This is a genomic window from Neobacillus rhizosphaerae (genome assembly GCF_937468385.1).
GTDB classification, from domain to species: domain Bacteria; phylum Bacillota; class Bacilli; order Bacillales; family Cytobacillaceae; genus Neobacillus; species Neobacillus rhizosphaerae.
On the sequence record NZ_CALBWS010000023.1, the window covers coordinates 13,041 to 36,356 of the forward strand.

Annotated in this window: 23 protein-coding genes and 1 other RNA gene; 15 read left to right on the forward strand and 9 right to left on the reverse strand. The window is 38.2% G+C overall.

The features are described from left to right. The first annotated feature begins 20 nt into the window (after window positions 1–20). Window positions 21–968 carry an L-lactate dehydrogenase gene (locus M5A78_RS16295; protein ID WP_248736339.1) on the forward strand — a complete coding sequence of 316 codons (948 nt, stop codon included), beginning with the start codon at window positions 21–23 and terminating at the stop codon, window positions 966–968. A 1,005-nt stretch (window positions 969–1,973) separates the two neighbouring features. On the opposite strand, the gene M5A78_RS16300 is transcribed toward M5A78_RS16295, so the two are convergent. After that, complete coding sequence (locus M5A78_RS16300) at window positions 1,974–2,882, reverse strand: nuclease-related domain-containing protein (RefSeq protein WP_248736340.1); 909 nt, start codon at window positions 2,880–2,882, stop codon at window positions 1,974–1,976. A 263-nt stretch (window positions 2,883–3,145) separates the two neighbouring features. Between M5A78_RS16300 and M5A78_RS16305 the strand changes: the two genes are divergently transcribed. Further along, a complete protein-coding gene (locus tag M5A78_RS16305) occupies window positions 3,146–3,982 on the forward strand; it encodes an EcsC family protein (protein ID WP_248736341.1) in 837 nt (278 codons plus the stop codon). Window positions 3,983–3,984: 2 nt separating this feature from the next. Further along, window positions 3,985–4,497 (forward strand): MogA/MoaB family molybdenum cofactor biosynthesis protein, encoded by a 513-nt coding sequence (locus M5A78_RS16310; RefSeq protein WP_248736404.1) that lies wholly within the window; start codon window positions 3,985–3,987, stop codon window positions 4,495–4,497. Window positions 4,498–4,725: 228 nt separating this feature from the next. Here M5A78_RS16310 and M5A78_RS16315 read toward each other — a convergent pair whose 3' ends face one another. The 3 genes from M5A78_RS16315 to M5A78_RS16325 all read right to left on the reverse strand — a co-directional run bounded on the left by M5A78_RS16315 (window position 4,726) and on the right by M5A78_RS16325 (window position 6,553). Beyond that, window positions 4,726–5,103, reverse strand: a complete 378-nt coding sequence (locus tag M5A78_RS16315) for a DUF4181 domain-containing protein (protein ID WP_248736342.1) — start codon at window positions 5,101–5,103, stop codon at window positions 4,726–4,728. A gap of 363 nt (window positions 5,104–5,466) precedes the next feature. Further along, a complete protein-coding gene (locus M5A78_RS16320; protein WP_248736343.1) occupies window positions 5,467–5,781 on the reverse strand; it encodes a hypothetical protein in 315 nt (104 codons plus the stop codon). A 319-nt stretch (window positions 5,782–6,100) separates the two neighbouring features. Further along, a complete protein-coding gene (locus tag M5A78_RS16325) occupies window positions 6,101–6,553 on the reverse strand; it encodes a universal stress protein (protein ID WP_248736344.1) in 453 nt (150 codons plus the stop codon). 105 nt (window positions 6,554–6,658) lie between these two features. Between M5A78_RS16325 and M5A78_RS16330 the strand changes: the two genes are divergently transcribed. The 5 genes from M5A78_RS16330 to ald all read left to right on the forward strand — a co-directional run bounded on the left by M5A78_RS16330 (window position 6,659) and on the right by ald (window position 10,912). After that, the gene (locus tag M5A78_RS16330) at window positions 6,659–6,826 is read left to right on the forward strand and encodes a hypothetical protein (protein WP_248736345.1); all 168 of its coding nucleotides are present in this window, start codon (window positions 6,659–6,661) and stop codon (window positions 6,824–6,826) included. 169 nt (window positions 6,827–6,995) lie between these two features. Then, window positions 6,996–7,346, forward strand: a complete 351-nt coding sequence (locus tag M5A78_RS16335; RefSeq protein ID WP_248736346.1) for a hypothetical protein — start codon at window positions 6,996–6,998, stop codon at window positions 7,344–7,346. A 308-nt stretch (window positions 7,347–7,654) separates the two neighbouring features. Beyond that, window positions 7,655–9,157, forward strand: coding sequence for an FTR1 family iron permease (locus M5A78_RS16340; RefSeq protein ID WP_248736347.1), 1,503 nt, complete (start codon window positions 7,655–7,657; stop codon window positions 9,155–9,157). Continuing rightward, window positions 9,144–9,545: a hypothetical protein gene (locus M5A78_RS16345; RefSeq protein ID WP_248736348.1), complete on the forward strand. Its 402-nt coding sequence runs from the start codon at window positions 9,144–9,146 to the stop codon at window positions 9,543–9,545. Before M5A78_RS16340 ends, M5A78_RS16345 begins: the two co-directional genes overlap by 14 nt. Window positions 9,546–9,793: 248 nt before the next feature. Further along, a complete protein-coding gene (gene ald, locus M5A78_RS16350) occupies window positions 9,794–10,912 on the forward strand; it encodes an alanine dehydrogenase (protein WP_248736349.1) in 1,119 nt (372 codons plus the stop codon). A 273-nt stretch (window positions 10,913–11,185) separates the two neighbouring features. On the opposite strand, the gene ssrS is transcribed toward ald, so the two are convergent. Continuing rightward, window positions 11,186–11,381: non-coding RNA, 6S RNA (gene ssrS / locus M5A78_RS16355), on the reverse strand. Window positions 11,382–11,435: 54 nt separating this feature from the next. Continuing rightward, complete coding sequence (locus M5A78_RS16360) at window positions 11,436–12,533, reverse strand: M24 family metallopeptidase (RefSeq protein ID WP_248736350.1); 1,098 nt, start codon at window positions 12,531–12,533, stop codon at window positions 11,436–11,438. A 178-nt stretch (window positions 12,534–12,711) separates the two neighbouring features. Here M5A78_RS16360 and M5A78_RS16365 point away from each other — a divergent pair, with 178 nt between their 5' ends. The 3 genes from M5A78_RS16365 (at window position 12,712) to M5A78_RS16375 (ending at window position 15,157) form a co-directional block, all read left to right on the forward strand. Then, complete coding sequence (locus M5A78_RS16365) at window positions 12,712–13,392, forward strand: metal-dependent hydrolase (protein ID WP_248736405.1); 681 nt, start codon at window positions 12,712–12,714, stop codon at window positions 13,390–13,392. 83 nt (window positions 13,393–13,475) lie between these two features. After that, the gene (locus M5A78_RS16370) at window positions 13,476–13,709 is read left to right on the forward strand and encodes a hypothetical protein (RefSeq protein WP_248736351.1); all 234 of its coding nucleotides are present in this window, start codon (window positions 13,476–13,478) and stop codon (window positions 13,707–13,709) included. 128 nt (window positions 13,710–13,837) lie between these two features. Next, the gene (locus M5A78_RS16375) at window positions 13,838–15,157 is read left to right on the forward strand and encodes a CBS domain-containing protein (protein ID WP_248736352.1); all 1,320 of its coding nucleotides are present in this window, start codon (window positions 13,838–13,840) and stop codon (window positions 15,155–15,157) included. A gap of 68 nt (window positions 15,158–15,225) precedes the next feature. Here the strand turns inward: M5A78_RS16375 and M5A78_RS16380 are convergent, their stop codons facing one another. Beyond that, window positions 15,226–15,537 carry a YtpI family protein gene (locus tag M5A78_RS16380; protein WP_248736353.1) on the reverse strand — a complete coding sequence of 104 codons (312 nt, stop codon included), beginning with the start codon at window positions 15,535–15,537 and terminating at the stop codon, window positions 15,226–15,228. 210 nt (window positions 15,538–15,747) lie between these two features. Between M5A78_RS16380 and M5A78_RS16385 the strand changes: the two genes are divergently transcribed. Continuing rightward, on the forward strand, window positions 15,748–16,692 hold the full coding sequence (locus tag M5A78_RS16385) for a DHH family phosphoesterase (RefSeq protein WP_248736354.1): 945 nt from the start codon (window positions 15,748–15,750) through the stop codon (window positions 16,690–16,692). A gap of 145 nt (window positions 16,693–16,837) precedes the next feature. Here the strand turns inward: M5A78_RS16385 and ytrI are convergent, their stop codons facing one another. Together ytrI and M5A78_RS16395 are read right to left on the reverse strand one after the other, a co-directional pair. Next, window positions 16,838–17,338: a sporulation membrane protein YtrI gene (ytrI, locus tag M5A78_RS16390; protein ID WP_248736355.1), complete on the reverse strand. Its 501-nt coding sequence runs from the start codon at window positions 17,336–17,338 to the stop codon at window positions 16,838–16,840. After that, on the reverse strand, window positions 17,335–17,673 hold the full coding sequence (locus M5A78_RS16395) for a YtrH family sporulation protein (RefSeq protein ID WP_248736356.1): 339 nt from the start codon (window positions 17,671–17,673) through the stop codon (window positions 17,335–17,337). Before M5A78_RS16395 ends, ytrI begins: the two co-directional genes overlap by 4 nt. Window positions 17,674–17,840: 167 nt before the next feature. On the opposite strand from M5A78_RS16395, the gene dnaE reads away from it, so the two are divergent. The 3 genes from dnaE to M5A78_RS16410 all read left to right on the forward strand — a co-directional run bounded on the left by dnaE (window position 17,841) and on the right by M5A78_RS16410 (window position 23,193). Next, a complete protein-coding gene (gene dnaE, locus M5A78_RS16400; protein ID WP_248736357.1) occupies window positions 17,841–21,203 on the forward strand; it encodes a DNA polymerase III subunit alpha in 3,363 nt (1,120 codons plus the stop codon). A 128-nt stretch (window positions 21,204–21,331) separates the two neighbouring features. Next, window positions 21,332–22,570, forward strand: coding sequence for an NAD(P)-dependent malic enzyme (locus M5A78_RS16405; RefSeq protein ID WP_248736358.1), 1,239 nt, complete (start codon window positions 21,332–21,334; stop codon window positions 22,568–22,570). 56 nt (window positions 22,571–22,626) lie between these two features. Then, window positions 22,627–23,193 (forward strand): FadR/GntR family transcriptional regulator, encoded by a 567-nt coding sequence (locus M5A78_RS16410; protein ID WP_248736359.1) that lies wholly within the window; start codon window positions 22,627–22,629, stop codon window positions 23,191–23,193. Window positions 23,194–23,316: the final 123 nt, after the last annotated feature.

Here is a 23,316-nt window from a genome sequence, read left to right on the forward strand (position 1 = left end):
TCGAAGGGAGATCGTTTATCATGGATAAAGAAAAAGTAAATCGAGTTGTACTAGTTGGAACAGGTGCTGTAGGTTGCAGTTATGTATATTCATTGATCAACCAGGGAGTTGTTGAGGAAATAGTCTTAATTGATGTAAATGAAAAAAAATCCGAAGGCGAGGCAATGGACCTTAATCACGGCATGCCGTTTGCGCCTTCACCAGTAAACGTTTGGAGCGGTTCATATCAAGACTGTGGAAGTGCTGACATAGTTGTCATCTCTGCGGGATTGGCACAAAAGCCAGGTGAAACCCGATTGCAATTAGTTGAAAAAAACACAAAAATATTTAAGCAAATAATAAAAAGCATAATGGAAAGTGGATTTAATGGAATATTCTTAGTGGCAACAAATCCAGTGGATATCTTAACCTATGTGACTTGGAAAGAATCAGGACTACCAAAAGAACGTGTAATCGGTTCTGGAACGGTATTAGACTCTGCACGTCTAAGGTTTGCTCTAGGGAAATATTTCAACATAGATACAAGAAATGTTCATGCAGCCATCATTGGTGAACATGGAGATACAGAACTCCCTGTTTGGAGTCATGCAATGATTGGAATTGAGCATCTTGATACTGTTTTGGAACGGAAGGGAGATCTCAAAAAAGAATGTTTAGAAGAAATTTTTGTAAACGTCCGTGATGCTGCCTATCATATCATTGAGCGAAAAGGGGCTACATACTATGGAATAGGTATGTCTCTTGTTAGAATTACAAAAGCAATCCTTAATAATGAAAATAGCATCCTGACAGTATCTTCCTATCTAAACGGAGAATACGGACAAAATGATGTTTATATTGGAGTACCAGCTGTAATTAATCGTGCCGGTATCCGAGAAGTAATCGAAATTGAGCTGAATGAAAAGGAAAAAGAACAATTTAATCATTCCGTTTCATTGCTCAAAGAAACAATGAGCTCTTTCATTTAATAAATGAAAGTACATCCTTAGCTTATCAAGTTAAGAAATTTACGATAACACTCAATACATTAACCTCATTTAGGTATGGTACAGTGAACCATATCATAAATAGAGGCGGTTTTTACACGAATGATCCTGAATCAGCATATCTCCATGTTACATGGCCGGAGCTTGAATGCGGGCCTCATTCGGACAGGGCGAGGGCCAAAAAGAGAAATCCAGTCTGAATGCGTGTCTCATTCGGACAGGGCAAGGCCCAAAAAGAGAAATCCAGTCTGAATGCGGGTCTCATTCGGACAGGATAAGGCCCAAAAAGAGAAATCCAGTCTGAATGCGTGCCTCATTCGGACAGGGCGAGGCCCAAAAAGAGAAATCCAGTCTGAATGCGTACCTCATTCGGACAGGGCAAGGGCCAAAAAGAGAAATCCAGTCTGAATGCGGGTTTGATTCGTACAGGATAAGGCCCAAAAAGAGAAATCCAGTCTGAATGCGTGCCTCATTCGGACAGGGCAAGGTCGAAAAAGAGAAATCCGGTCTGAATGCGTGTCTCATTCGGACAGGGCAAGGCCCAAAAAGAGAAATCCAGTCTGAATGCGGGCCTCATTTGGACAAGGCAAGGCCCAAAAAGAGAAATCCAGTCTGAATGCGGGTCTCATTCGGACAGGGCAAGGCCCAAAAAGAGAAATCCAGTCTGAATGCGTGCTTCATTCGGACAGGGCAAGGCCGAAAAAGAGAAATCCAGTCTGAATGCGGGCCTCATTCGGACAAGGCAAGGCCGAAAAAGAGAAATCCAGTCTGAATGCGGGCCTCATTCGGACAAGGCAAGGGCCAAAAAGAGAAATCCAGTCTGAATGCGGGTCTCATTCGGACAAGGCGAGGGCCAAAAAGAGAAATCCAGTCTGAATGCGGGCATCATTCGGACAGGGCGAGGCCCAAAAAGAGAAATCCAGTCTGAATGCACCAGGTTTAGAGGGGTTTATAAAACCTTTCATGCAAAAAAGATGATTCATATATTTATTTATAATAAGTTTCTCTTGTATTTCCAAATGCGGTATAGTTTCTCTTTAAAATCCTACAAAATGTCCTTTTATTTAAATCCACCTTGCACCACTCATAAATGCTGTGGGTAGTAATCTTTCGATCAGGAAATAACAGATTAAATTCCTCCACATTCCGCAAAATAGCTAGTTCAATCTTTTCATGTCCTCCACACTTTCCGCATACAAAGTCATTATTTTTTATATAAATCAGAAAGGACTTACAAGTTTTACAATAAACTCCCTTTTGCAACTGGTCATAATTATATTTAGGCAATACCGTAAATGGATTTTTAGTTTGATGTAATGAAATTAATTTTTGTGCAAGTTTCTTGTGCCCGTCGTTCAACTTAGACAGTGTTTTATTTAAATCTTTCAAAAAACTATTTACTTGGGTTGGTAAAATAATGGGTTGATCCATCGGGGCTTGATATAAGGTGAATTCAGGGTTGATAAAGAGAACGGAGGCTTCAACAAGGTAATTTTGCTTGAGGTTTTGGAGCAGTTGGCGGAATAGGGTCGTGCTCCTTTTTAACTGGTCAACAGGATTCTTATATTCGCGTCCGGTTTTCATGGCATAAAGTTTGTCCGATTCTAAGTAACAATCACCTTGAAAATTTTTTATATCCAAAAGGTGAATAACTCCCTGTGAAATAATCAATGTATCAAGTTGAAAATAGGAGTTGTTTACTTCTAGAAGCAAGTCATTTATAATATACCTTTCTTCTTGAAGACTTTCTGCCAGCAGGTCAAATTTCACCTCCCCTTCAAATCCTTTTTCAAGTTTTGAATAGTGAAACTTTTCCTTTTCAGTTAACTCCATTCGCGTGTTTAAATATCGCATAGCCATTAATTCATCCGACTCAGATCGCCCTCTAAGTAACATAAGCCACTTCCTTTCTTCATCTCTAAATTCATTTTATAAAAAATTTTCAAGATTCCATTAAAGGAATATGAATGTTCTGTTAACATTTTAACAAGCTTTGGATATAGTACAACTTGCTTAGTAATAAGATAATCATTATTAAGCGGGCCTTATTAACCGCAGGTATAGTTGATGCGATGAACCGTATCACAACTTTTGCCTTTTTATCGTTCTATTCTCTGTGATATACTGGAAATAGAAGCGATGTTTAGAGGAGGATCCAGATGCCATTGACCAACCGTGAAACAAAAGCCTTGCATGGGATACGGGATTGGGAAAGGAACTTGCTAAATTATGAGGCGAATGACTTTCAATTGACATATGAAAAATATTTGGAACGTTCTTTCTCATTATTACCTAACAAGGTTCAAAGACAATTTTTTTCTGTCATTGACAGCTGGCTATTCCATTTACATAGTTTAATCCAAGGCTCGCAACTGCAAATGGACGCAAAAGAAAGAATTTTAGCTTCTGGGAGAATTTTTAAGCAAGATTTAGAAAAAATAGTAGAATTAAAGCAACTGGACATTGACCAGTTACAATACATAGCACAGCAGCAAATCGCAAGACATCGGCTTTATTCCTTTGCCCAAGGTGGTTTAGCGGGTACAGGCGAAATGCTTCTTTTAGGTACCGATATTCCGGCAATGGCAGTCATTAATTTAAGAGTTGTTCAATTAATCGCGATGACCTACGGTTTTGAGGTGAATACCCCACATGAAATGATGACATCTCTAAAAGTATTCCATACCGCGACATTGCCGCCACGAATTCAAAAAGCGGGCTGGGCTTCTTTAATGGATGAGCTGGAGTCGAACGATTATTATTATTTTTACGAAGGCAATGAGGAAATTATGGATATCACCTGGCTGGAGCAGCCTGTCCAGCAACTTTTAAAAGCGATGGTCATTGCATTGTTTCGGAAAAAAGTTATTCAAGGACTTCCGCTAGTCAGTATGGCCATTGGTGCCGGTGCAAATTATCAATTAACGAGAAAAGTTACGGATTTTGCCCATAAATATTACCAACTTCGCTATCTTAAAGAAAAAGAGGAGTTTTAATGATGAGCACACAAGAACATAAACAGGAAGCACCTAAAACGGTCAATTGTAAGGTAATTACAGTCAGTGATACGAGAGATCAGGATACAGACAAAAGCGGCAAGTTAATGATGGAACTGCTTGAACAAGCAGGGCACAATATTGCTGATTATGTCATTGTAAAAGATGTATCTGAACATATTCAAACTGAAATTTTAAAAGGCTGCGACCGAGACGATATTGATGTCATTCTAACAAATGGCGGCACTGGAATTGCCAAGCGAGATGTAACGATTGAAACCATACAAGGTCTACTTGAAAAAGAAATCGTCGGGTTTGGAGAATTGTTCAGGCTATTAAGCTATCAAGAGGATATAGGTTCTGCAGCAATTCTATCGAGGGCAATTGCCGGTGTCGTCAAAAATAAAGCTGTATTCTCTACCCCTGGTTCCTCCGGCGCTGTAAAGCTTGCGATGAATAAATTAATCTTGCCTGAAATTGGTCATGTAGTGAGAGAAATTAAAAAAGACTTATAAAGAAATCAAACTGACTGGCGAGTTGTTAGCCGAAGACAGATTAGTAGTTCAAGGAAAAGCACAACTTTTCATAAATTAACACACAAAACGCTTGGGATAGTTCCAGTAACCCCAAGCGTTTGATTTTATTTTGTATAGTCTTTGTTGAATTAAAGCACCAATTTGTTTAAGAACATTTCTTCACATACTTAATGAATTTGCAAGATAGATACTATCCTATATACTTGTCTAAAAAGAAAAAAAATTATAAATGACAATTTGAATCATTAAAACCAGAGACTTAAGTAATCCTATTAAAAATGTTACTAAATATTCTTTAGAATTTTTAATATATTTTTTGTCTAGTATTGCTTCAAACCCAAAGAAAATTATCCCAAATAAAAGAGTTGCAATAAATATATAGGGAGATTCTATTCCTATAAGAATGGAAATAATGAGAAATGTTGACAGTATAAATAGTTCTATCCACACCTCATATTGCCTAAAGGATTTTTTTCTTTGAATTTTTTTCCCTAGTCCAAACCATTTTCGAATAACATTATCAAAAACGTTTGTGGTTAGAATTATTGAGAATATAACAACAACAATTAATTTTACCAACGGCATTTTACTATTCCACTTTCTATTTCAACTAAACTCCCGTTAATATAAGTACAAATTTTCACAATCTATATATACATTTTAGCATAAAATGACAATTACCTTCACTTTTTTCAAAACGAACGTAGAAATAACATAGCAACTAACAATACAATTAACATCTTAATTCGAGCAATGACAATGGCTATTGTCACTCTGTTATTTGGCATGTTATTTGCCCTATTAATTTGGACTTGTTTTCGTAAAAAATATTGTTATATCAACGAAAAAAGCATACCAATTCGTATGTTGTTTGATATGCTAATTCATATGATATTTGCAATGTTTCTCCACAAAAAAGGAACTACTTAATGGGATAAGGGAGTATTTTTATTGATGTATTCTTTCTGAAAGTGTCTGGTTCGCCCGATACCAAAGCCAAAGGTCATTGATAATAGAGGCTAGCTCTGCTATTTCCGAGTTTAGTCGACAGGAATGAGGGAAATCACCTTCATCTGAAAGCTGTGCTTGTTTATGATTAATCTCGTTTTCGAGTTCTGAAATTCTATCTGGAATAGAGCCGCGAATTTGTTCCCACTGGAAGAGAATTTCTGCCTGGGTTTCTTTACTGAATTGATCCCAATCTACTGGTAAATCGGGTAGAAGAATACCAAGACGGTGGTCAAAAGAAAAATGATCTTTCATATAGGTGCCTCCAAGCTGTGTTAATGATAATATTTTACTACACATCAGGAGACCATTCACGATAAAACAATTTTATTTTTTTGGAAAAGAGGCGGAGCGTCATAAAAATCAATCAGGGCATCCAGTCTAATTGAAAAATATATAGTTTTTACTCTGACTGAGGTGAAACCTAGCTCTGCTCACACCGCCGTTATTATTTGGTGTACCGCTCATTTCCAATCCTTTTTCATGTTTGGGTTGGGAGTTGAAACTCATTATTGTTATTGTGAAAAATAAAAGGCACGGGGCAAATGGCTCCGTGCTTAAGCATTATCTATTATTATTCGACATCTTTTTCTGTCCGAACGACAAGAACATCACATGGAGCATAGCGAGTGATGTGTTCAGATACACTGCCAATAAAAATTCTTTCCACCATATTCATTCCTGTTGCACCGCAGATAATTAAATCCACATTATGCTTTTTAGCCAAATCTCTTGGAATTCTTACTTTTGGAGAGCCAAAATCAATTTCATAATGGACTTTTGGCAGTCCAGCTTCCACAGCTAGTTTTTGATAGTTTTCAAGCATATCTTTTGCCAGCTTTTCTGCTCTTTCACCAATGACAGTGTCATAGGCCTCGACTAAGGCAAATGACCTTGTATCAATGACATGGACTAATATTAATGTTGCGCTGTTTCTTTTAGCAATCTCAATCCCTTTTTTGAAAGCCCAGTCTGCCTCTTTTGATCCATCAACAGCAACTAAAATATTATGATATTTAAGTCCCATGATTATCATCTCCTCATCTTGATTATACAATAATTTACAACGAATAACTGTTGCAATTTTTCGAACAATAATGAAGTAACTTATATTGGAAAGGAGATTGGTGATATGGAAAAACGGGACCCGAAGAATAAATATTCATTTGAGTTTGATGAGCAGGGAACGAAAGAAGTTAACGAGCAGATACTGAATTCCTATAATAGTGGCTTCATTGGGGAAGGAACAGCTCTTGCTGACAATGATGATTTTGCTGCAACCGAGAGCTTGGAAAAATGAATATGAAAGGTAAAAGGGTGTCCATTAGTGGACAGCCTTTTTTGTATTGGGATTAAATTTTTTAGACATTTGCCTTGGAAACTTCATTTATGGAGGGCGTTTACCCAAGAATATGCAAGCAACTTTGCATATTCTTTAGTGTGTTAAGTATTAAATGAGGAGGAGAATAATGAATACAGAATTGTATGGAATGCCTGATTATACCATGGATGAGAGGATTCATGGTGGGTTCGGAGGATTCGGTCATGGTTTTGGTGGGTTCGGTCGTCCAGGTTTCGGGTTTGGAAGACCAGGTTTTGGCTTTGGTCGTCCGGGATTTGGATTTGGCCGACCAGGATTTGGCTTTGGTCGTCCAGGATTTGGATTTGGCAGACCATTTGGTTTCGGATTTGGATTGCCGTTTTTGGGTGGATTAGCAGCTGGGGCATTATTATCAGCTCCATATGGATATGGATATCCATATCCATATCCGTATCCGGATCCATATTACGGGTACCCATATCCTTACCCTTATTATTAGTAAAACATCCTAAAAGAGCTTTGCCTTCAGTGGCAAAGCTCTAATCATGTAATTTATGGAAAATCAATAATATTTGGTACAGCCATATTTGTTTAACCTAGGTAACAAACTATTAAGAAGGTCAGATCATTCCAACAAGTGGTCAAAGCGGGATTCATAGATTTTCTTTGAGTTAAAAATGTTATTGACTTTCATTCTCAATGGACATATAATCTCTCTAGGGGATAATTGATAATGATTTTCATTATCGAATTCATAACGTAAAATTGCTATTTTTTAAATAGTAAAACATACATAAGGAGGAAAACATGAGGTGCAGGTTATTTACTACTCTGTTGATTTTACTAACAGCATTTATAATCCTTCCAATTAACAGTTTTGCTGCAAGTGCAACTGAAGATATGAAACAAGCAAATACTATCATAAACCAGAGTATTCACTCTTTGGACAATGGGGAAGTGAATGTCGCCTCCGAGCAATTTAAGAAATTCACATCCACCTGGCTCTCAATTGAAGATGGAGTAAAAAAGAAATCTCAGCAGGCGTATCATGATATTGAAGATAATATGGGGCAAGTGCAATTTGCTTTAGCTCAACAACCAATCAATCAAGAAAAAGTGAAAAATGCACTTTTAGCTTTAAAAAAGACAAATGAAGAATTTATAGCAGGTAAATTTGCTTCTTCGGATAAAAGTGATAATACCTCTGCTCAAAAGGGGGATGTCGCTGAACTAATAACTTTGCTAAATCAGTCCCTATCAAAAATAAAGGACAATGATATTCATGGTGCAAAAGCTGATATCGAAAAATTTCGCAAATCATGGTTGAACGTTGAGGGTATTGTCCTTACTCAGTCTTCCAAAATATACAGTGATGCAGAAAGGGATATGGTTTCGTCATACGCCATGTTATCTTCTAAGCCAGCTGATGTTGAAGGAGCTAAAAAAACAATTGAAAGTATGCGAGATTATTTATCACCACTAGTAAGCAAAACAAGTTATAACATGATGGATGCCATTACAATTCTTCTTCGTGAAGGATTAGAAGGATTGCTTGTAGTGGTTGCCTTGCTTGGGTTTTTAAGAAAGGCAGGTCATGAAGAGAAAAGTAAATGGATTTGGATAGGTGTCGGTGCAGGGATAGGAGTAAGTATCATTCTTGGTACCCTTGTCAACTTATTATTTTCAGCAGGAGCATTTGGCAGTAACAATTTCTTAATTGCAGGCTGGACTGGGATTTTTGCAGCAGTAATGCTTCTATACATGAGTTATTGGCTTCATAGTAAATCAAGTATATCAGAATGGCAGAGATACATCCGTACACAAAGTTCAAAAGCATTGGATACAGGTAGCCTCTTATCCTTAGCACTTTTATCTTTCCTCGCTGTTTTTCGCGAAGGGACAGAAACAGTTTTATTCTTTATTGGAATGGCTTCCTCGATAAAAATGACATCCCTTTTATTGGGTATTGCTATTGGACTGCTCATACTTGTGGTCTTATCGTACCTCATTCTTAAGGTAGGATTAAAAATTCCAATGCGTCCATTCTTCCTAGTATCAAGTATTTTAATGTTTTACTTATGCTTTAAGTTTACAGGGATGGGGATTCATGGATTGCAGCTAGCTGGATTACTACCAGCAACTCAAGCACCAATTGCAACTATTGACTTTTTCGCCATTTATTCAACTTGGGAGAGTTTTATTCCACAAATGATCTTGTTAGTTGTTGCGGTAACTGCTGCAATAATAAATAAAAGAAAAGATAACAAAGTAAAGGGACAAACAGGGGGAAAAGTAAATGAAATCGCGTAAATTAATCGTTCCAATTTTAATCGCATCTTCTTTAACATTGGCTGCATGTGGTGGAGCTAAAGATGACAAGAATTCTGCAGAGACAAAGACAACTGTTTCCATAAGTGACGGTGCGAAGGAAATGAAACAAACCATCACTGATTTGAGAGATCAATTAAATGCAAACGATGCTGCAAAAGTTAAAGAAAGTGGAGTAAAACTCGAAGAATCTTGGCAAAAATTTGAAGACGATGTTAAAGATAAGAATGCTGATTTATATGAAAAAGTGGAAACTCCACTACACACAATTGAAGCAGGTGCAAAATCAGATCCACTTGATGCACAAACATTAAATAAATCAGCTGATGAATTGGATTCTGTTTTGTCAGACGTTGAAAAAATAAAATAATAAAAATACGGTAACCCCTTAAAGGTTACCGCTTTTTCTTCTTAATAAAGAGAAATCTAGTTAATATTATGCTACATAGTATACTCGATAATAATCAAATAAAAAAGTTTGGGTATCTCAGCTTTTTTTGATAAAATGAAAGAGCTTTCAGAGAATGGTAAGCTGTTACATCATTACTTTGGAAAAAAGATATATTAATATCGACTTGGATTATTTTACTATTTATGTTATTAAATGGGGGTAAACACATGCGGATTGGAGTACCTAAAGAAATAAAAAATAATGAAAACCGTGTAGCGATGACACCAGCTGGAGTAGTTAACCTTGTGAAATTTGGCCATGAGGTTTTTATTGAAAAAGGAGCAGGACATGGTTCTGGTTTTACAGATGATGATTATGGAGTTGCAGGTGCGAAGCTGGTAGATTCAGCTAGTGAAGCTTGGTCCATGGATATGGTCATGAAGGTTAAAGAGCCTCTTCCAAGTGAATATCAATACTTTCGTGAAGGTTTAATTTTATTTACATATTTACATTTAGCACCTGAACCAGAATTAACGAAGGCGTTGATTGATAATAAAGTTGTAGGGATTGCCTACGAAACGGTACAATTAGCGAACCGAAGCCTGCCGTTATTGACACCGATGAGTGAGGTTGCTGGAAGAATGGCAGCTCAAATTGGTGCTCAATTTCTGGAAAAAGTCCATGGTGGTATGGGAATCCTACTTTCTGGTGTTCCTGGTGTGCAAAGAGGTACAGTTACGATTATTGGCGGTGGCGTTGCCGGCACAAATGCAGCTAAGATGGCAATTGGTCTAGGGGCAAAAGTGACGATTATTGACTTAAATCCAGACCGTCTTCGTCAATTAGATGATATTTTCGGTTCTGATGTGACGACATTGATGTCCAACCCTTTTAATATTGCTGAAGCTGTAAAGGAATCGGACTTAGTTATTGGCGCTGTATTAATTCCGGGAGCGAAGGCACCGAAGCTTGTTAGCGAAGAAATGATCCAATCAATGAAGCCTGGCAGTGTGGTTGTTGATATTGCTATCGATCAGGGTGGTATTTTTGAAACAACAGACCGGATTACCACACATGATAACCCAACATATGTGAAGCATGGTGTTGTTCATTACGCTGTAGCGAATATGCCAGGTGCGGTACCGAGAACGTCGACATTTGCGTTAACAAACGTGACCGTTCCGTATGCCGTTCAAATTGCCAATAAGGGTTATCAAAAGGCGTGTTTAGAAAATGAAGCCTTGTTAAAAGGAATCAATACCCTCGACGGTTTTGTGACCTATCAAGCTGTCGCCGAAGCACACGGTCTTGAATTCTCTGATACAAAAACATTGCTTGAAAAATAATAACTAGGGGAGAGGGATTGGTTAATGTCCTTCTTCTTTTCTATGGAAAAGGGGCGGAGCGCCGCAAAAATGAATCACTTTAACCGGTTAAAGTGAAATACCCATTTCACTAGACGAAAGATGTGAAGTCTAGCTCTGCTCTCACCGCCTTTATTAGGTGACTACGGCTTGTTCTCTAAATTTATTTCCATGGTTGGGTTGGGAGTTGAGGCTCATGATAGTTTTTTTGACATTAGAAAACCAGCTTCCCTAAAGAAGCTGGTTTAAAAATCATATGTAGCCGCATTTGCCGTAGATATATAAGAAAGTTTTAAACCACCACTCCTCAAAGTGGGTGTTCTCAGAAACTTTTCTGCATGTCCTCCTTGTCCTATAGACAGAGGCCTGTCATTCCAGCTTCGATGGTTAAACTCCCTATTACAGCTTAAAGGTTAAAACTTTATTATGATTACGTACAACGCAGCTTGTATTTGTATAGTACATCAATTCCTAAAAGAGTTCAATGTAAAAGAAATCCATTTCCTTATTTGATGATCTGAAGTTCTTTCGGGAATTTTGTTAAAATCTTAGCTCCATCAGCAGTAATATAAATATCATCCTCAATTCGTACACCCGCTACCTCAGGTACATAAATTCCTGGTTCAATTGTATATACCATTCCTTCTTCAATAACCAGCTGGTTGGTTTCAGTCATCGATGGATATTCATGGACGCCTATTCCAAGTCCATGACCTAAACGGTGTGGAAAATATTCGCCATATCCTGCTTCCATGATAATCCGGCGGGCAGTGAGGTCTACTTCAGCAGCAGTAACACCTGGTTTACTAGCCTCAATGGCTGCTAATTGAGCTTTTAAAACCGTATCGTAAATTTCCTTTTGCTTGTCATTAATGTCACCAAAAGCAACCGTTCTTGTGATATCCGAGCAATATCGGTCCACCACAACACCCAAATCGAATAAGACAAGATCCCCTTTTTGAATTTTCGTTTGCCCAGGGTTGCCATGTGGAGACGCGGCGTTTGCTCCTGTCAAAACCATTGTTGAAAATGACATCTCGGTAACGCCCTTTTGCTTTAGGGCGTACTCTAAAGCATTTAGGACTTCGAGCTCTGTTTTGCCTTCCTTGATTTCATTTGCTCCAAATTCAACGGCATAATCAGCAAGGGTACAGGCCTCTTCAATGATTTTTAATTCTTTGGCATCTTTAATCATGCGAAGCAATCGCAATTTTTCTTCTGCTGAAACAAATGCTGCTTTCGGGAATAATCTTGAAAGCTGTTCGTATCGTTCTACATTCATATGTTCTTTTTCGATAGCAGCTTTAGATACTCCATTAATTCTTTTATTTATTGAATTTAGAATCATTTCCCATGGGTTGTCGATGTCGCTATAGCCAATAATTTCATGATGCCAACCTGAACGTTTAGCATCATGCACCTCCATTGATGGGCATACTAGAAACGGCTCTTCCTCTTGAAAAACGGCAAGTGAGAGCAATCTTTCATGTGGGTCGGAATAATAGCCACTTAAATAAAATACATTTTCTGAAGAGGTTAGAAAACTAATTTCTACTCCATTTTCCTTCATCCAAGTTTGAAGTTTTTCTATTCGTTGATTCATTTTAGGGGTCCCCCTTTAAAAATTAATATCCAATTTGAGAGTATCAATATTAAAAGTAAATGTAAACTCTCTGAGCTCATCATGCACTAAAACAAGTGAGTTATGGGAATCAAGGTAGAAGGATTTCGATAACTTTTATGGAACTACATAAGATATTACTTTTAGAGGAGTTGGAATGATGAGAATTTCTTACCATGGACATTCAGTTGTACAAATTCATACTAATGGCAAAACAATTATTATTGATCCTTTTATCACCGGTAATCAATTAACTGACTTAAAGGTTGATGACGTAAAACCTGATGCAATCATCCTCTCGCATGGACATAATGACCATGTCGGGGATACGGTAGAGTTAGCTAAAAAACATAATGTTCTTGTAGTTGCAAACCATGAAATTTCAACCTTTTTAAGCTGGCAGGGAGTCAAGACCCACGGAATGCACATTGGTGGAGCCCACCAATTTGAATTCGGAAAAGTTAAGCTGACACAAGCCTTCCATGGCTCAAGCTTTACAACTGAAAATAATGAAATTATTTATTGCGGTATGCCGGCAGGAATCTTGTTTATGAACGAAGGAAAAACCGTTTATCATGCTGGTGACACGGCTCTATTCTCGGACATGAAACTCATTGGTGAGCGTCATCCGATTGATGTAGCCTTCCTGCCAATTGGTGATAATTTTACAATGGGACCTGAAGATGCTGCTTATGCGGCAAAACTGTTAAACGCAAAGACGATTGTACCGATGCACTTCAATACCTTCCCACCAATTAAACAGGATCCATACCAATTTATAGAAATGCTTGAAGCTAAAAATGGGAAAGTGTTAGCACCAGGCGAAGTAATCGAAATTTAATATGTTCTTAGGTATTCACATACTTTTTTTCCTCTAAAGCGCATAAAGATGGAACAAGCAGTCTTTTAAAGGAGGAAAAACAATTGAAAAAGAACAGATATTTACTTTGTCTATTGCTCTGTGGCTTTATGCTTTATTTTGCTGTACCAAGATTATCAATCTACGCTGATGTGGTACAGGGGATATTTTCTATAGCATGGCTTTCATTCGCACTGATAGTCATCGCAGGAAATCTTACAGGGCTGCTTTATAGTCCGAAAAATCAAGTACAAAGACATCAGTTACAGCGCCCAAAAAAGAAATCCCGCTCATTTTAATGAAAATAAGATGACAATGTAAGAAACCGCATTGAATCAAGGCCTATTAAACTCTATAATGAAATTTAGACAAATCTGGTTAATCAATGACTGGATGAATTGGAATTCGAAAATAAAGGGTGAAGGTCTTGGCTACTAAGCATGAACAAATTTTGCAATACATTGATGGACTTCCAATCGGGGAAAAAATATCAGTGCGGCAAATCGCCAAGGCGATGTCTGTAAGTGAAGGTACAGCCTATCGAGCGATTAAAGAAGCCGAAAATAAAGGATATGTCAGCACGATTGAACGAGTTGGTACAATTAGAATCGAACGGAAGAAGAAAGAAAATATTGAAAAGCTTACTTTTGCTGAAGTCGTAAACATTGTCGATGGTCAGGTATTAGGCGGAAGAACAGGCTTGCATAAAACCCTTAATAAATTTGTTATTGGGGCCATGAAATTAGAGGCAATGATGCGCTATACGGAAGCAGGGAACCTATTAATTGTCGGGAACCGCACCCAAGCACATGAACTTGCCCTCAAGGCGGGAGCTGCTGTTCTCATAACCGGAGGCTTCGATGCCGAGGATCTGGTGAAAAAGCTGGCAGATAAATTAGAATTACCTGTTATTTCTACAAGCTATGATACCTTTACGGTAGCTACGATGATAAACCGGGCCATTTATGACCAGTTAATAAAAAAAGAGATTATTTTAGTCGAAGATATCTTAACACCTCTCGAGGATACTTTTTATTTGCAGACGACCGATAGGGTATCAAAATGGCATGAATTTAATCAAAAAACAACCCACAGCCGTTATCCTGTCGTCGATCAAAACATGAAGATTCAAGGGATGGTAACGAGTAAGGACATTTTAGGGCGGGATTATGAAACGGCCATCGACAAGATTATGACCAAACATCCGATGACGGTGAATGGGAAGACAAGTGTTGCATCAACCGCACATACAATGGTCTGGGAAGGAATTGAGGTACTCCCAGTTGCCGATGATTCTAACCGCCTTGAAGGAATAATCAGCAGACAGGATGTTTTAAAGGCATTGCAAATGAACCAACGACAGCCTCAGGTTGGCGAAACCATTGATGACATCGTAACTAATCAAATGGTGCTATTGCAGGGCAAAGCAAAAGGGGAAGAGGTTTACTCCTGTGAAGTCACTCCGCAAATGACCAACCATCTTGGGACTATTTCATATGGTGTATTTACAACCGTTGTCTCAGATGCTGCAAACAGAGTATTGCGAAGCTATAAAAAAGGTGACCTCGTTGTGGAAAATATGACCATTTACTTCATTAAACCGGTTCAAATGGAGAGCACATTAGAAATTTATCCGAAAATACTAGAGGTAGGGCGAAAGTTTGGCAAGGTAGATGTGGAAGTTTTCAATGAAGGAGTATTGGTCGGGAAAGCAATGATGATGTGCCAGTTGATAGACAGGAATTAAGTAAACTTATAGGGAATTTGTAAAATCCAATAAGAAAGCCGCTTCCCTCCATGAGAAGCGGCTCGAATTTATTTTTGGGTCTCAAGGTTTTTGGCTTCCTCGATGGCAAAAGGTAGATAATGTTTATATTTTTTGAAGCCAATCCAGCTGAATATTGCGCCATAAATAATAAAAAGTGCTGAAACTATATATGTTACTGTTGATTCAGAAATGAAAAGTAGATGATTAACCCCAAATAAAAAGACAAACAGGCCCAGAGCAATATTTGATTTAGCTGAGAGCCATTTCTTTTCAACTAGACGGTTGCTTCGGAAGTATTTTGTTTTATAAAATAAGTAGAAAGCAAATAATAAGCCAATTAAAACGACAAGTACAAGCATGATATGTTCCTCCAGGTTTCAAAAATCTTCTATTTTTACCTAGCTTCTGTGCCAAGGGGTTCTATGGTCTACAGCCAATCGCTTTGGAAAGCAAAAAGCACCTTTTGTCAGTGTTTGTTTGCTGGTCGCCCTTGGACAAGTCAATTACGCTTTTAATATTGTACCTGTAATTTTAAAAAAATGCCACATTCGGTGCTAAAAGGAGATCCTATGAAAGAGAAAATTTTAGAAACAATTGAACAATATGATACCATTATCGTCCATCGTCACGTCCGTCCTGACCCGGATGCCTATGGTTCACAAAGTGGATTAGCAGCAATTTTACAAGTGTCCTATCCGAATAAAAAAATCTATGCAGTCGGGCTGGAAGAACCGACCCTTCATTTCATGCGTAGGCTTGATGTAATTGAGGATGAAATCTATAAAGGTGCCTTGGTGATAGTATGTGATACGGCTAACGCAGAAAGAATATGTGACGCTAGGTACTCACTAGGTGATAAGCTAATCAAAATTGATCATCATCCAAATGAGGATCCTTACGGGGATTTACTATGGGTCGATACAACGGCAAGTTCTTGCAGCGAAATGATTTATGAATTTTACTTGTTTGGAAAAGAAAAAGGCTTGAAAATGAATGATGAAGCAGCAAGACTGCTATTCGCCGGTATTGTTGGCGATACAGGAAGATTTCTGTTTCCAAGCACGACAGAAAAAACATTCGCTTACGCGGGGGATTTAATTCATTACAACTTCTCACGTACTGACCTATTTGACAAAATGTATGAACTCGATGTTAATATCATTAAATTAAACGGTTATATTTTACAAAATTTCGAGTTTCAGCAAAACGGAGTGGCCTCTGTTAGGCTGACAAAAGAATTATTAGCAGAATACAGTGCAAAGCCGGCAGAAGCTTCCTTACTTGTTGGATCATTAGGAAATGTAAAGGGTATAAAAGCATGGGTCTTTTTTATCGAGGAAGGTGATCAAATAAGAGTCCGTCTCCGTTCAAAGGGACCCGTAATAAATGGCATTGCAAGAAAGTATAGAGGCGGAGGGCACCCCCTCGCCGCAGGTGCCTCCATTTTTTCTTGGGACGAAGTGGATGACGTCTTAAAGGAACTAGGCGAGGCGTGTGAAACCCATTCAAAATAGTATTTATTCTCCAAATTAAGAGAAACGTCCCACCTACGGGACGTTTCTTTAATGTCTAGCCCCACAAGAAAGGCTTCGGCAGCCTTAACTTCGCACGAAGAAAAAGTGATAAGCATCCAACGACAATTGTATTTCATGCTTGTTCTTATTCAAATTGTATCTCAAGCTGCATCGTTAAGTTTGTATAAATAACCATCTCTTTCACTTTAAGTTTGTATCTTTTCTCATTGATTTTAACCGGTTTGTTTTCGATTATTTTTTTTAGCAAGTCTTTGCTTTTATAGACCGTCTCTAAATCCTTTGCCAGCATCATGTTGATATCATCTCTAACAGAGTCTTCTGTCTCTAACACGCTTAATGAATCTAGCTTATATTTTTCCCAGTTCACTATTTTTATATTGATTTTCTGGATGGTAAGCTGCTCAAGGTTCCGCTTGTTCATCTCCTTATATTCATCCTGCCAGATTTTTTTCTCATTGTTTAAATCCACAATTTCCTGCTGCTGTTTCTGAAGTAGTTCTGTATTCCTTTCCTGCCAGACACCATAAATATATAAAAAAATACACCAGCTTATAGCACCGCCAACCGCCATACCACCAAAAAATCTCTGAAAGGCCGGTTTTCGATAAAATGGCGGGATCCTCATGATGAAATATGCTCCTGGGTTAACCAATTAAGGATTAGCGCACCTGTCTGAGCACCGCCTAGGGCCGAAAGAATTAATAAAAATTGTTTAAAAAGATCTTTTGTATCAGCATTAAAAATGCCTCTTTCAAAGGTATAAACCGTATCAAATGTTCCACCTATGGCCGCCACGATTGCCCAGATTCTCAGTGCTGAAGACAAGCGATAGACGGTTGTAAGGGGAGGTTGTCCTGTTATGAACGAAGCAATTCCACCAATTAGCGAACCTCCAAGTACGACGCCTAAGGCAATAAAATAGCTTTCTATGAAAGCTGGAAAAAAACCGATTTCTTTCATCCCTTCAACCGCCTTTGTACAAAATCGATACCCTCATACTTATTTATATGGACAATACCTACTGAATATGTTCATTGAAATACGATAATAAAAACAGAACATATTTTCCTTTTTTAGGATTAAGCACTATAATAAAAGAAGAGATTTTTTATTTTGGGGGTGACAAAATGTCCTTTATTCACCTGCATGTATATAGTGCATATAGTTTGTTATCAAGTACGGCTACGGTTCCTGAATTAGTAAAAGCTGCACAATCAAAGGGTTTCAGAGCCCTTGCATTAACAGACAAGAACATCATGTCCGGTACAATTGAGTTTTATAAACTATGTAAAAAAAACAACTTAAAACCGATTATTGGCTTAACAGTAGATGTGGAAAGTGAAATAACGCCGAACGAATCTTATCCCCTTGTCTTACTAGCAGAAAACGAGAAGGGTTTTAGAAATCTTTTAAAAATATCCAGCGCGGTCCAAACAAAGGCAGAGAACGGGATTCCGCTAAAATGGTTAAAACATTATTCGGAGGGTCTTATTGCTATCACACCTGGACCTGAAGGGGAAATTGAACAATCTCTTCTTAATGGGAATGAGGAAATGGCAAGGAAGCTAATAAGAAAACTAGAAGCCATTTTCGGTAATGGCAACTTTTTTCTCGCCATTCAAAATCATCAACTGGAACAAGAGAAGTTACTAATAAATCAGCTTCAACCGCTTTCAAAGGAAATGATGGTCCCTCTAGTGGCTACCAACCAGGTACAGTTTTTAGAAAAAGAGGATATGTTTGCTCATGAATGTTTGCTAGCTATTAAGAATGGTGAGAAATTACAGGATGAACATAGAGAAAGATTGGAAAGCAATCAATACTATCTAAAAACGGCGAATGAAATGATAGACTGTCTCTCTGATTTTTCGGAAGCTTTGGAGAATACAATCCGTATCACCCAAAGATGTACGGTAGATATTGAACTAAATAAAACTTACTTACCCACATTTCCGACAGAAAATGGCATGGTTGCTGAAGAATACCTGGAAGAGCTATGCCAAAAAGGTTTGAGTGAGCGCATTTCCTCGCCAAGCAATGAGTATGTTGCTCGATTGTCCTATGAATTGACAGTTATTAAACGAATGAAGTTTAGCAATTACTTCTTAATTGTCTGGGATTTTATGAGATATGCCCGTGAACATGGAATATTGACCGGACCAGGCAGGGGTTCAGCAGCAGGATCACTTGTTGCCTATGTTTTATATATAACCGATGTTGATCCCCTCGAACACAACTTATTATTTGAACGGTTTTTAAATCCTGAGCGGATTTCGATGCCTGATATTGATATTGATTTTCCAGATCACCGTCGTGAGGAAGTGATTGAGTATGTAGCCAAAAAATATGGGGAGCTGCATGTTGCCCAAATAGTCACTTTTGGGACACTTGCTGCCAAAGCAGTGTTGAGAGATGTCGGCAAGGTATTCGGATTAAATTCGAAGGAACTAGAGCAATTGTCAAGGCTTATTCCATCAAAAGTAGGAATAAATCTCCAAGAGGCATATAAAGAATCTGAAGGGCTTCGAAGGTTTATTAATGAGACCCCGCAAAACCAGCAGCTTTTTGAAACGGCTTTAAAACTAGAAGGTCTGCCCAAGCATACGTCCACACATGCCGCAGGTATAGTCATAAGCGAGAAGCAGTTGATTGATTTAATCCCCGTACAACGAGGATCTAACCATGTTTATTTAACGCAATACTCCATGGAACATCTTGAAGAGATTGGTCTGCTAAAAATGGATTTTCTTGGCTTGCGAAATCTGTCTCTTATTGAAACAATCTTAGCTTCGATTTATCGTCATACAAGAAAAAAAATAGATATCGGGCAAGTCCCATTAGATGACACAAAGACCTTCGAATTATTAGCAAGAGGTGAAACGACAGGTGTTTTTCAGCTAGAATCAGAAGGGATGAGGAAGGTGTTAACCCGGTTAAAGCCTTCATGTTTTGAGGATATTGTTGCCGTCAATGCGTTGTACAGGCCAGGTCCAATGGAAAATATCCCTCTCTTTATCGAACGAAAACATGGCAAAAAGAAAATCGAATACCCACACCACGATTTGCAATCGATCCTTGAGAATACATATGGTGTCATCGTCTACCAAGAACAAATCATCCAAATTGCTTCAAAAATGGCCGGGTTCTCACTTGGTGAAGCGGATCTTTTAAGAAGAGCGGTTGGGAAGAAACAAAAAGAAGTCCTTGATAAAGAACGTCAACATTTTATTCAAGGAGCCGTTAAGAAAGGATATAGCCAATCTCTAGCCAATGATATCTACGATTTAATTGTCCGCTTTGCTAACTATGGCTTTAACCGCAGTCACGCAGTGGCTTATAGTATGATCGCCTATCAGCTTGCCTTTTTAAAAGCCAATTATCCGGTTTATTTTATGGCGGGGCTGCTTACCTCGGCAATTGGTAATGATTCGAAAATTGCGCAGTACATCATGGAAACAAAGCAAAAGGAAATCGTCGTCTTGCCTCCATCCATAAATCATAGTGGCTATTCCTTTCAAGTAGAGCAAAAGGGAATCCGCTATAGCCTTGCTGCAATCAAAAGTGTAGGTGCTTCAATCTTAAAGGAAATTTTTCAAGCAAGGAAAAAGAAAAAGTTCGATGACTTATTTGATTTCTGTATCAGAGTTTCTTCTAAAGCGATTAACCGGAAAACACTTGAGTTCCTCGTTCATTCTGGATGTTTCGATGAATTTAGCGAGGATCGTGCAACACTACTTGCCAGTTTAGATGTAGCGATTGAACATGCGCAAATATTTAAGCCTAATGATGCCAGCCAAATTGATTTATTTGACGATGAATTTGTACCTAAGCCGAAATATGTTCAAGTCGATCCCATCAGTCAGGAGCATAAACTGACATTTGAAAAAGAGGCTCTTGGTTTTTATCTTTCTGATCATCCGATTTCAATTTTTGAAAAAGATCTAAAGCAAAGCGGGGCTCATGTTTTATATGAGTTAAAAAATAATAATCAAAAGGCTGCTGCTGGTGTCTACATTTCTTCAGTGAAAGCTATTCGAACCAAAAAAGGGGATTCAATGGCCTTTTTATCCGTAAGTGACTCAAGCGGTGAAATGGAAGCAGTGGTATTCCCTACTGTATATAAAAGGTTCCAACAGCTTCTAAGACAGGGTAATTTTGTGCTGTTGGAGGGGAAAATAGAAGATCGGGAAGGAAAGCTCCAGTTTATTATTCAAAAAGCAACTGATATAGAACAGTGGATCACAGCAAATTTAGTAAAACAACCAGTATTATATTTGAAAATTGCCGATAATCAACAGGATGAACAATCCCTTCAAAAAATAAATCAGCTGCTTAAAGAAAATAAAGGGGAAGTTGGCGTTATTTTGCATTACGAAACTACGCGCAAAACAGTTAGGTTAGGACCAGAAAATAATGTAAAACCAACCCTAGAATTACAACAGCAATTAAGTAATATTTTGGGTTTGAAAAATGTTGTACTGAAAGATTAATTCTTTACAACTTTCGAAGATATGTTATAGTGATAAAGAAACTAGTGTGGTCAGACCACCAATAGTTAGCTTGTTTTTTAATGGGATGTTATAAATTTTTTTGTAATTATCAGAGGGGTGACATTATCTTGACTTTACGTGAAGAAGCATTGCATATGCATCGAATTAATAAAGGAAAGTTAGAGTCGAAATCAAAAGTTCCAGTCCGGAATGCACATGATTTAAGTTTAGCCTATTCACCAGGTGTAGCAGAGCCATGCAAAGATATTTATGAGAAACCAGAAACGGTATACGACTATACCATGAAGGGAAACATGGTCGCGGTTGTATCCGATGGTACAGCTGTTCTTGGGCTTGGTAATATCGGACCGGAAGCAGCTCTTCCTGTAATGGAAGGAAAGGCCGTTCTCTTTAAAAGCTTTGCAGGTGTAGATGCATTTCCAATCTGTCTCAATACAACAGATGTAGATAAAATTGTTGAAACCGTAAAGTTACTTGAGCCTACATTTGGAGGAGTGAATCTTGAAGATATTGCTGCTCCCAATTGTTTTGTAATTGAGGAACGTTTGAAAAAGGAAGCAAACATTCCAATCTTTCATGATGATCAACATGGTACAGCCATTGTTACAGTTGCAGGTCTTGTCAATGCCCTTAAAATTATCGGAAAGAAAATGACCGAAATAAAAGTGGTAGCAAGCGGTGCTGGTGCAGCTGGGATTGCGATTATTAAGTTGTTATATAGTTATGGTGTTAGAGACATCATTATGTGTGATACTAAGGGTGCGATTTATGAAGGACGGCCACAAGGAATGAATGCGGTCAAAACAGAAGTTGCGAAATTTACCAATCGAGATAATCTGACAGGAAGTCTCGCTGATGTTATAAAAGGTGCCGATGTATTTATTGGAGTATCTGTAGCAGGGGCACTAACAAAAGAAATGGTTGCATCGATGAATCCTGATTCGATCATTTTTGCGATGGCAAATCCTGACCCGGAAATTATGCCTGATGAGGCAAAAGCAGCGGGAGCAAAAGTAGTTGGTACAGGCCGTTCTGATTTTCCGAACCAAGTAAACAATGTGCTTGCTTTTCCTGGGATTTTCCGCGGGGCGCTTGATGTTCGTGCGACCCATATTAACGAAAAAATGAAAGTAGCTGCAGTGGAAGCCATTGCTGGCTTAATTAGTGAAGATGAGTTGAATGCTGACTATGTTATTCCAGCACCATTCGATCCAAGAGTAGCCCCAAATGTAGCTGCTGCAGTGGCAAAGGCAGCCATGGAAACAGGAGTAGCGCGTATAAAGGTAGACCCTGAGGATGTAAAAGAAAAAACACAGAGGCTCGCTATTATTGGTAAAAGTGAGTGATTAGGTAAGTGAAGAATACCAAAGTATACTTAGAAATCGTAAAGCAGTTACGAGAAATGATTACTATAGATGGTCTGAAGACAGGAGATAAGATTCCTTCAGAACGTGAATTATCTGAGCGCCTGAATTTCGGGCGCTCTTCGGTTCGCGAAGCTCTTAGAGCACTAGAATTGCTTGGCTTAATTGAAACTCGGCGAGGCGAAGGAACGTTTATCAGAGACTTTCGAGGTCATCAGCTGGTACAGCTTCTCAGTACTTTTATTTTGCAGGATGAAAAAGCAAAGCGCGATGTTTTCGAAACAAAAAATTTTATTGAGATGGATTGCTTGCGCTTAGCACTTCAGCGGATTGACAATGAAAGTATGGAGAATTTGATTGAATGGGCAAAAAAAACAAACAGCATTCATGATGATGATTTTTTTTATCGGATAATGGAGATGGCGGATAATCACCTATTCTTAAGAATGTGGTTAATATTAAAGGAATATTATTATTCGCTAGATTTTCATCATGTAGAGTATAGGCGGGAAGACTATCTCCTGTTGCTGGAAGCTTTAGCAGAAAAGGATGTAGTAAAAACACTTTCTGCATATAGGAAACTACGAAATTTGTCTGTTTTTTAACGACAAATACTAACAAATTCTGAACTTATTTTATTTTATAGTGGTAGGTATACAAGCCCTAGCATAAGGGTATTTTTAATCGAGTAGTGGTCTGACCACTTTTACGTGTATATAGTTGAAGTT

Bases quoted from the DNA above. Each gene is read 5' to 3' on its own strand.
- M5A78_RS16295 (WP_248736339.1), top strand. From the start codon at position 21: ATGGATAAAGAAAAAGTAAATCGAGTTGTACTAGTTGGAACAGGTGCT.
- M5A78_RS16300 (WP_248736340.1), bottom strand. From the start codon at position 2,882: ATGTTACTTAGAGGGCGATCTGAGTCGGATGAATTAATGGCTATGCGA.
- M5A78_RS16305 (WP_248736341.1), top strand. From the start codon at position 3,146: ATGCCATTGACCAACCGTGAAACAAAAGCCTTGCATGGGATACGGGAT.
- M5A78_RS16310 (WP_248736404.1), top strand. From the start codon at position 3,985: ATGAGCACACAAGAACATAAACAGGAAGCACCTAAAACGGTCAATTGT.
- M5A78_RS16315 (WP_248736342.1), bottom strand. From the start codon at position 5,103: ATGCCGTTGGTAAAATTAATTGTTGTTGTTATATTCTCAATAATTCTA.
- M5A78_RS16320 (WP_248736343.1), bottom strand. From the start codon at position 5,781: ATGAAAGATCATTTTTCTTTTGACCACCGTCTTGGTATTCTTCTACCC.
- M5A78_RS16325 (WP_248736344.1), bottom strand. From the start codon at position 6,553: ATGGGACTTAAATATCATAATATTTTAGTTGCTGTTGATGGATCAAAA.
- M5A78_RS16330 (WP_248736345.1), top strand. From the start codon at position 6,659: ATGGAAAAACGGGACCCGAAGAATAAATATTCATTTGAGTTTGATGAG.
- M5A78_RS16335 (WP_248736346.1), top strand. From the start codon at position 6,996: ATGAATACAGAATTGTATGGAATGCCTGATTATACCATGGATGAGAGG.
- M5A78_RS16340 (WP_248736347.1), top strand. From the start codon at position 7,655: ATGAGGTGCAGGTTATTTACTACTCTGTTGATTTTACTAACAGCATTT.
- M5A78_RS16345 (WP_248736348.1), top strand. From the start codon at position 9,144: ATGAAATCGCGTAAATTAATCGTTCCAATTTTAATCGCATCTTCTTTA.
- ald (WP_248736349.1), top strand. From the start codon at position 9,794: ATGCGGATTGGAGTACCTAAAGAAATAAAAAATAATGAAAACCGTGTA.
- M5A78_RS16360 (WP_248736350.1), bottom strand. From the start codon at position 12,533: ATGAATCAACGAATAGAAAAACTTCAAACTTGGATGAAGGAAAATGGA.
- M5A78_RS16365 (WP_248736405.1), top strand. From the start codon at position 12,712: ATGAGAATTTCTTACCATGGACATTCAGTTGTACAAATTCATACTAAT.
- M5A78_RS16380 (WP_248736353.1), bottom strand. From the start codon at position 15,537: ATGCTTGTACTTGTCGTTTTAATTGGCTTATTATTTGCTTTCTACTTA.
- M5A78_RS16385 (WP_248736354.1), top strand. From the start codon at position 15,748: ATGAAAGAGAAAATTTTAGAAACAATTGAACAATATGATACCATTATC.
- ytrI (WP_248736355.1), bottom strand. From the start codon at position 17,338: ATGAGGATCCCGCCATTTTATCGAAAACCGGCCTTTCAGAGATTTTTT.
- M5A78_RS16395 (WP_248736356.1), bottom strand. From the start codon at position 17,673: ATGAAAGAAATCGGTTTTTTTCCAGCTTTCATAGAAAGCTATTTTATT.
- dnaE (WP_248736357.1), top strand. From the start codon at position 17,841: ATGTCCTTTATTCACCTGCATGTATATAGTGCATATAGTTTGTTATCA.
- M5A78_RS16410 (WP_248736359.1), top strand. From the start codon at position 22,627: ATGATTACTATAGATGGTCTGAAGACAGGAGATAAGATTCCTTCAGAA.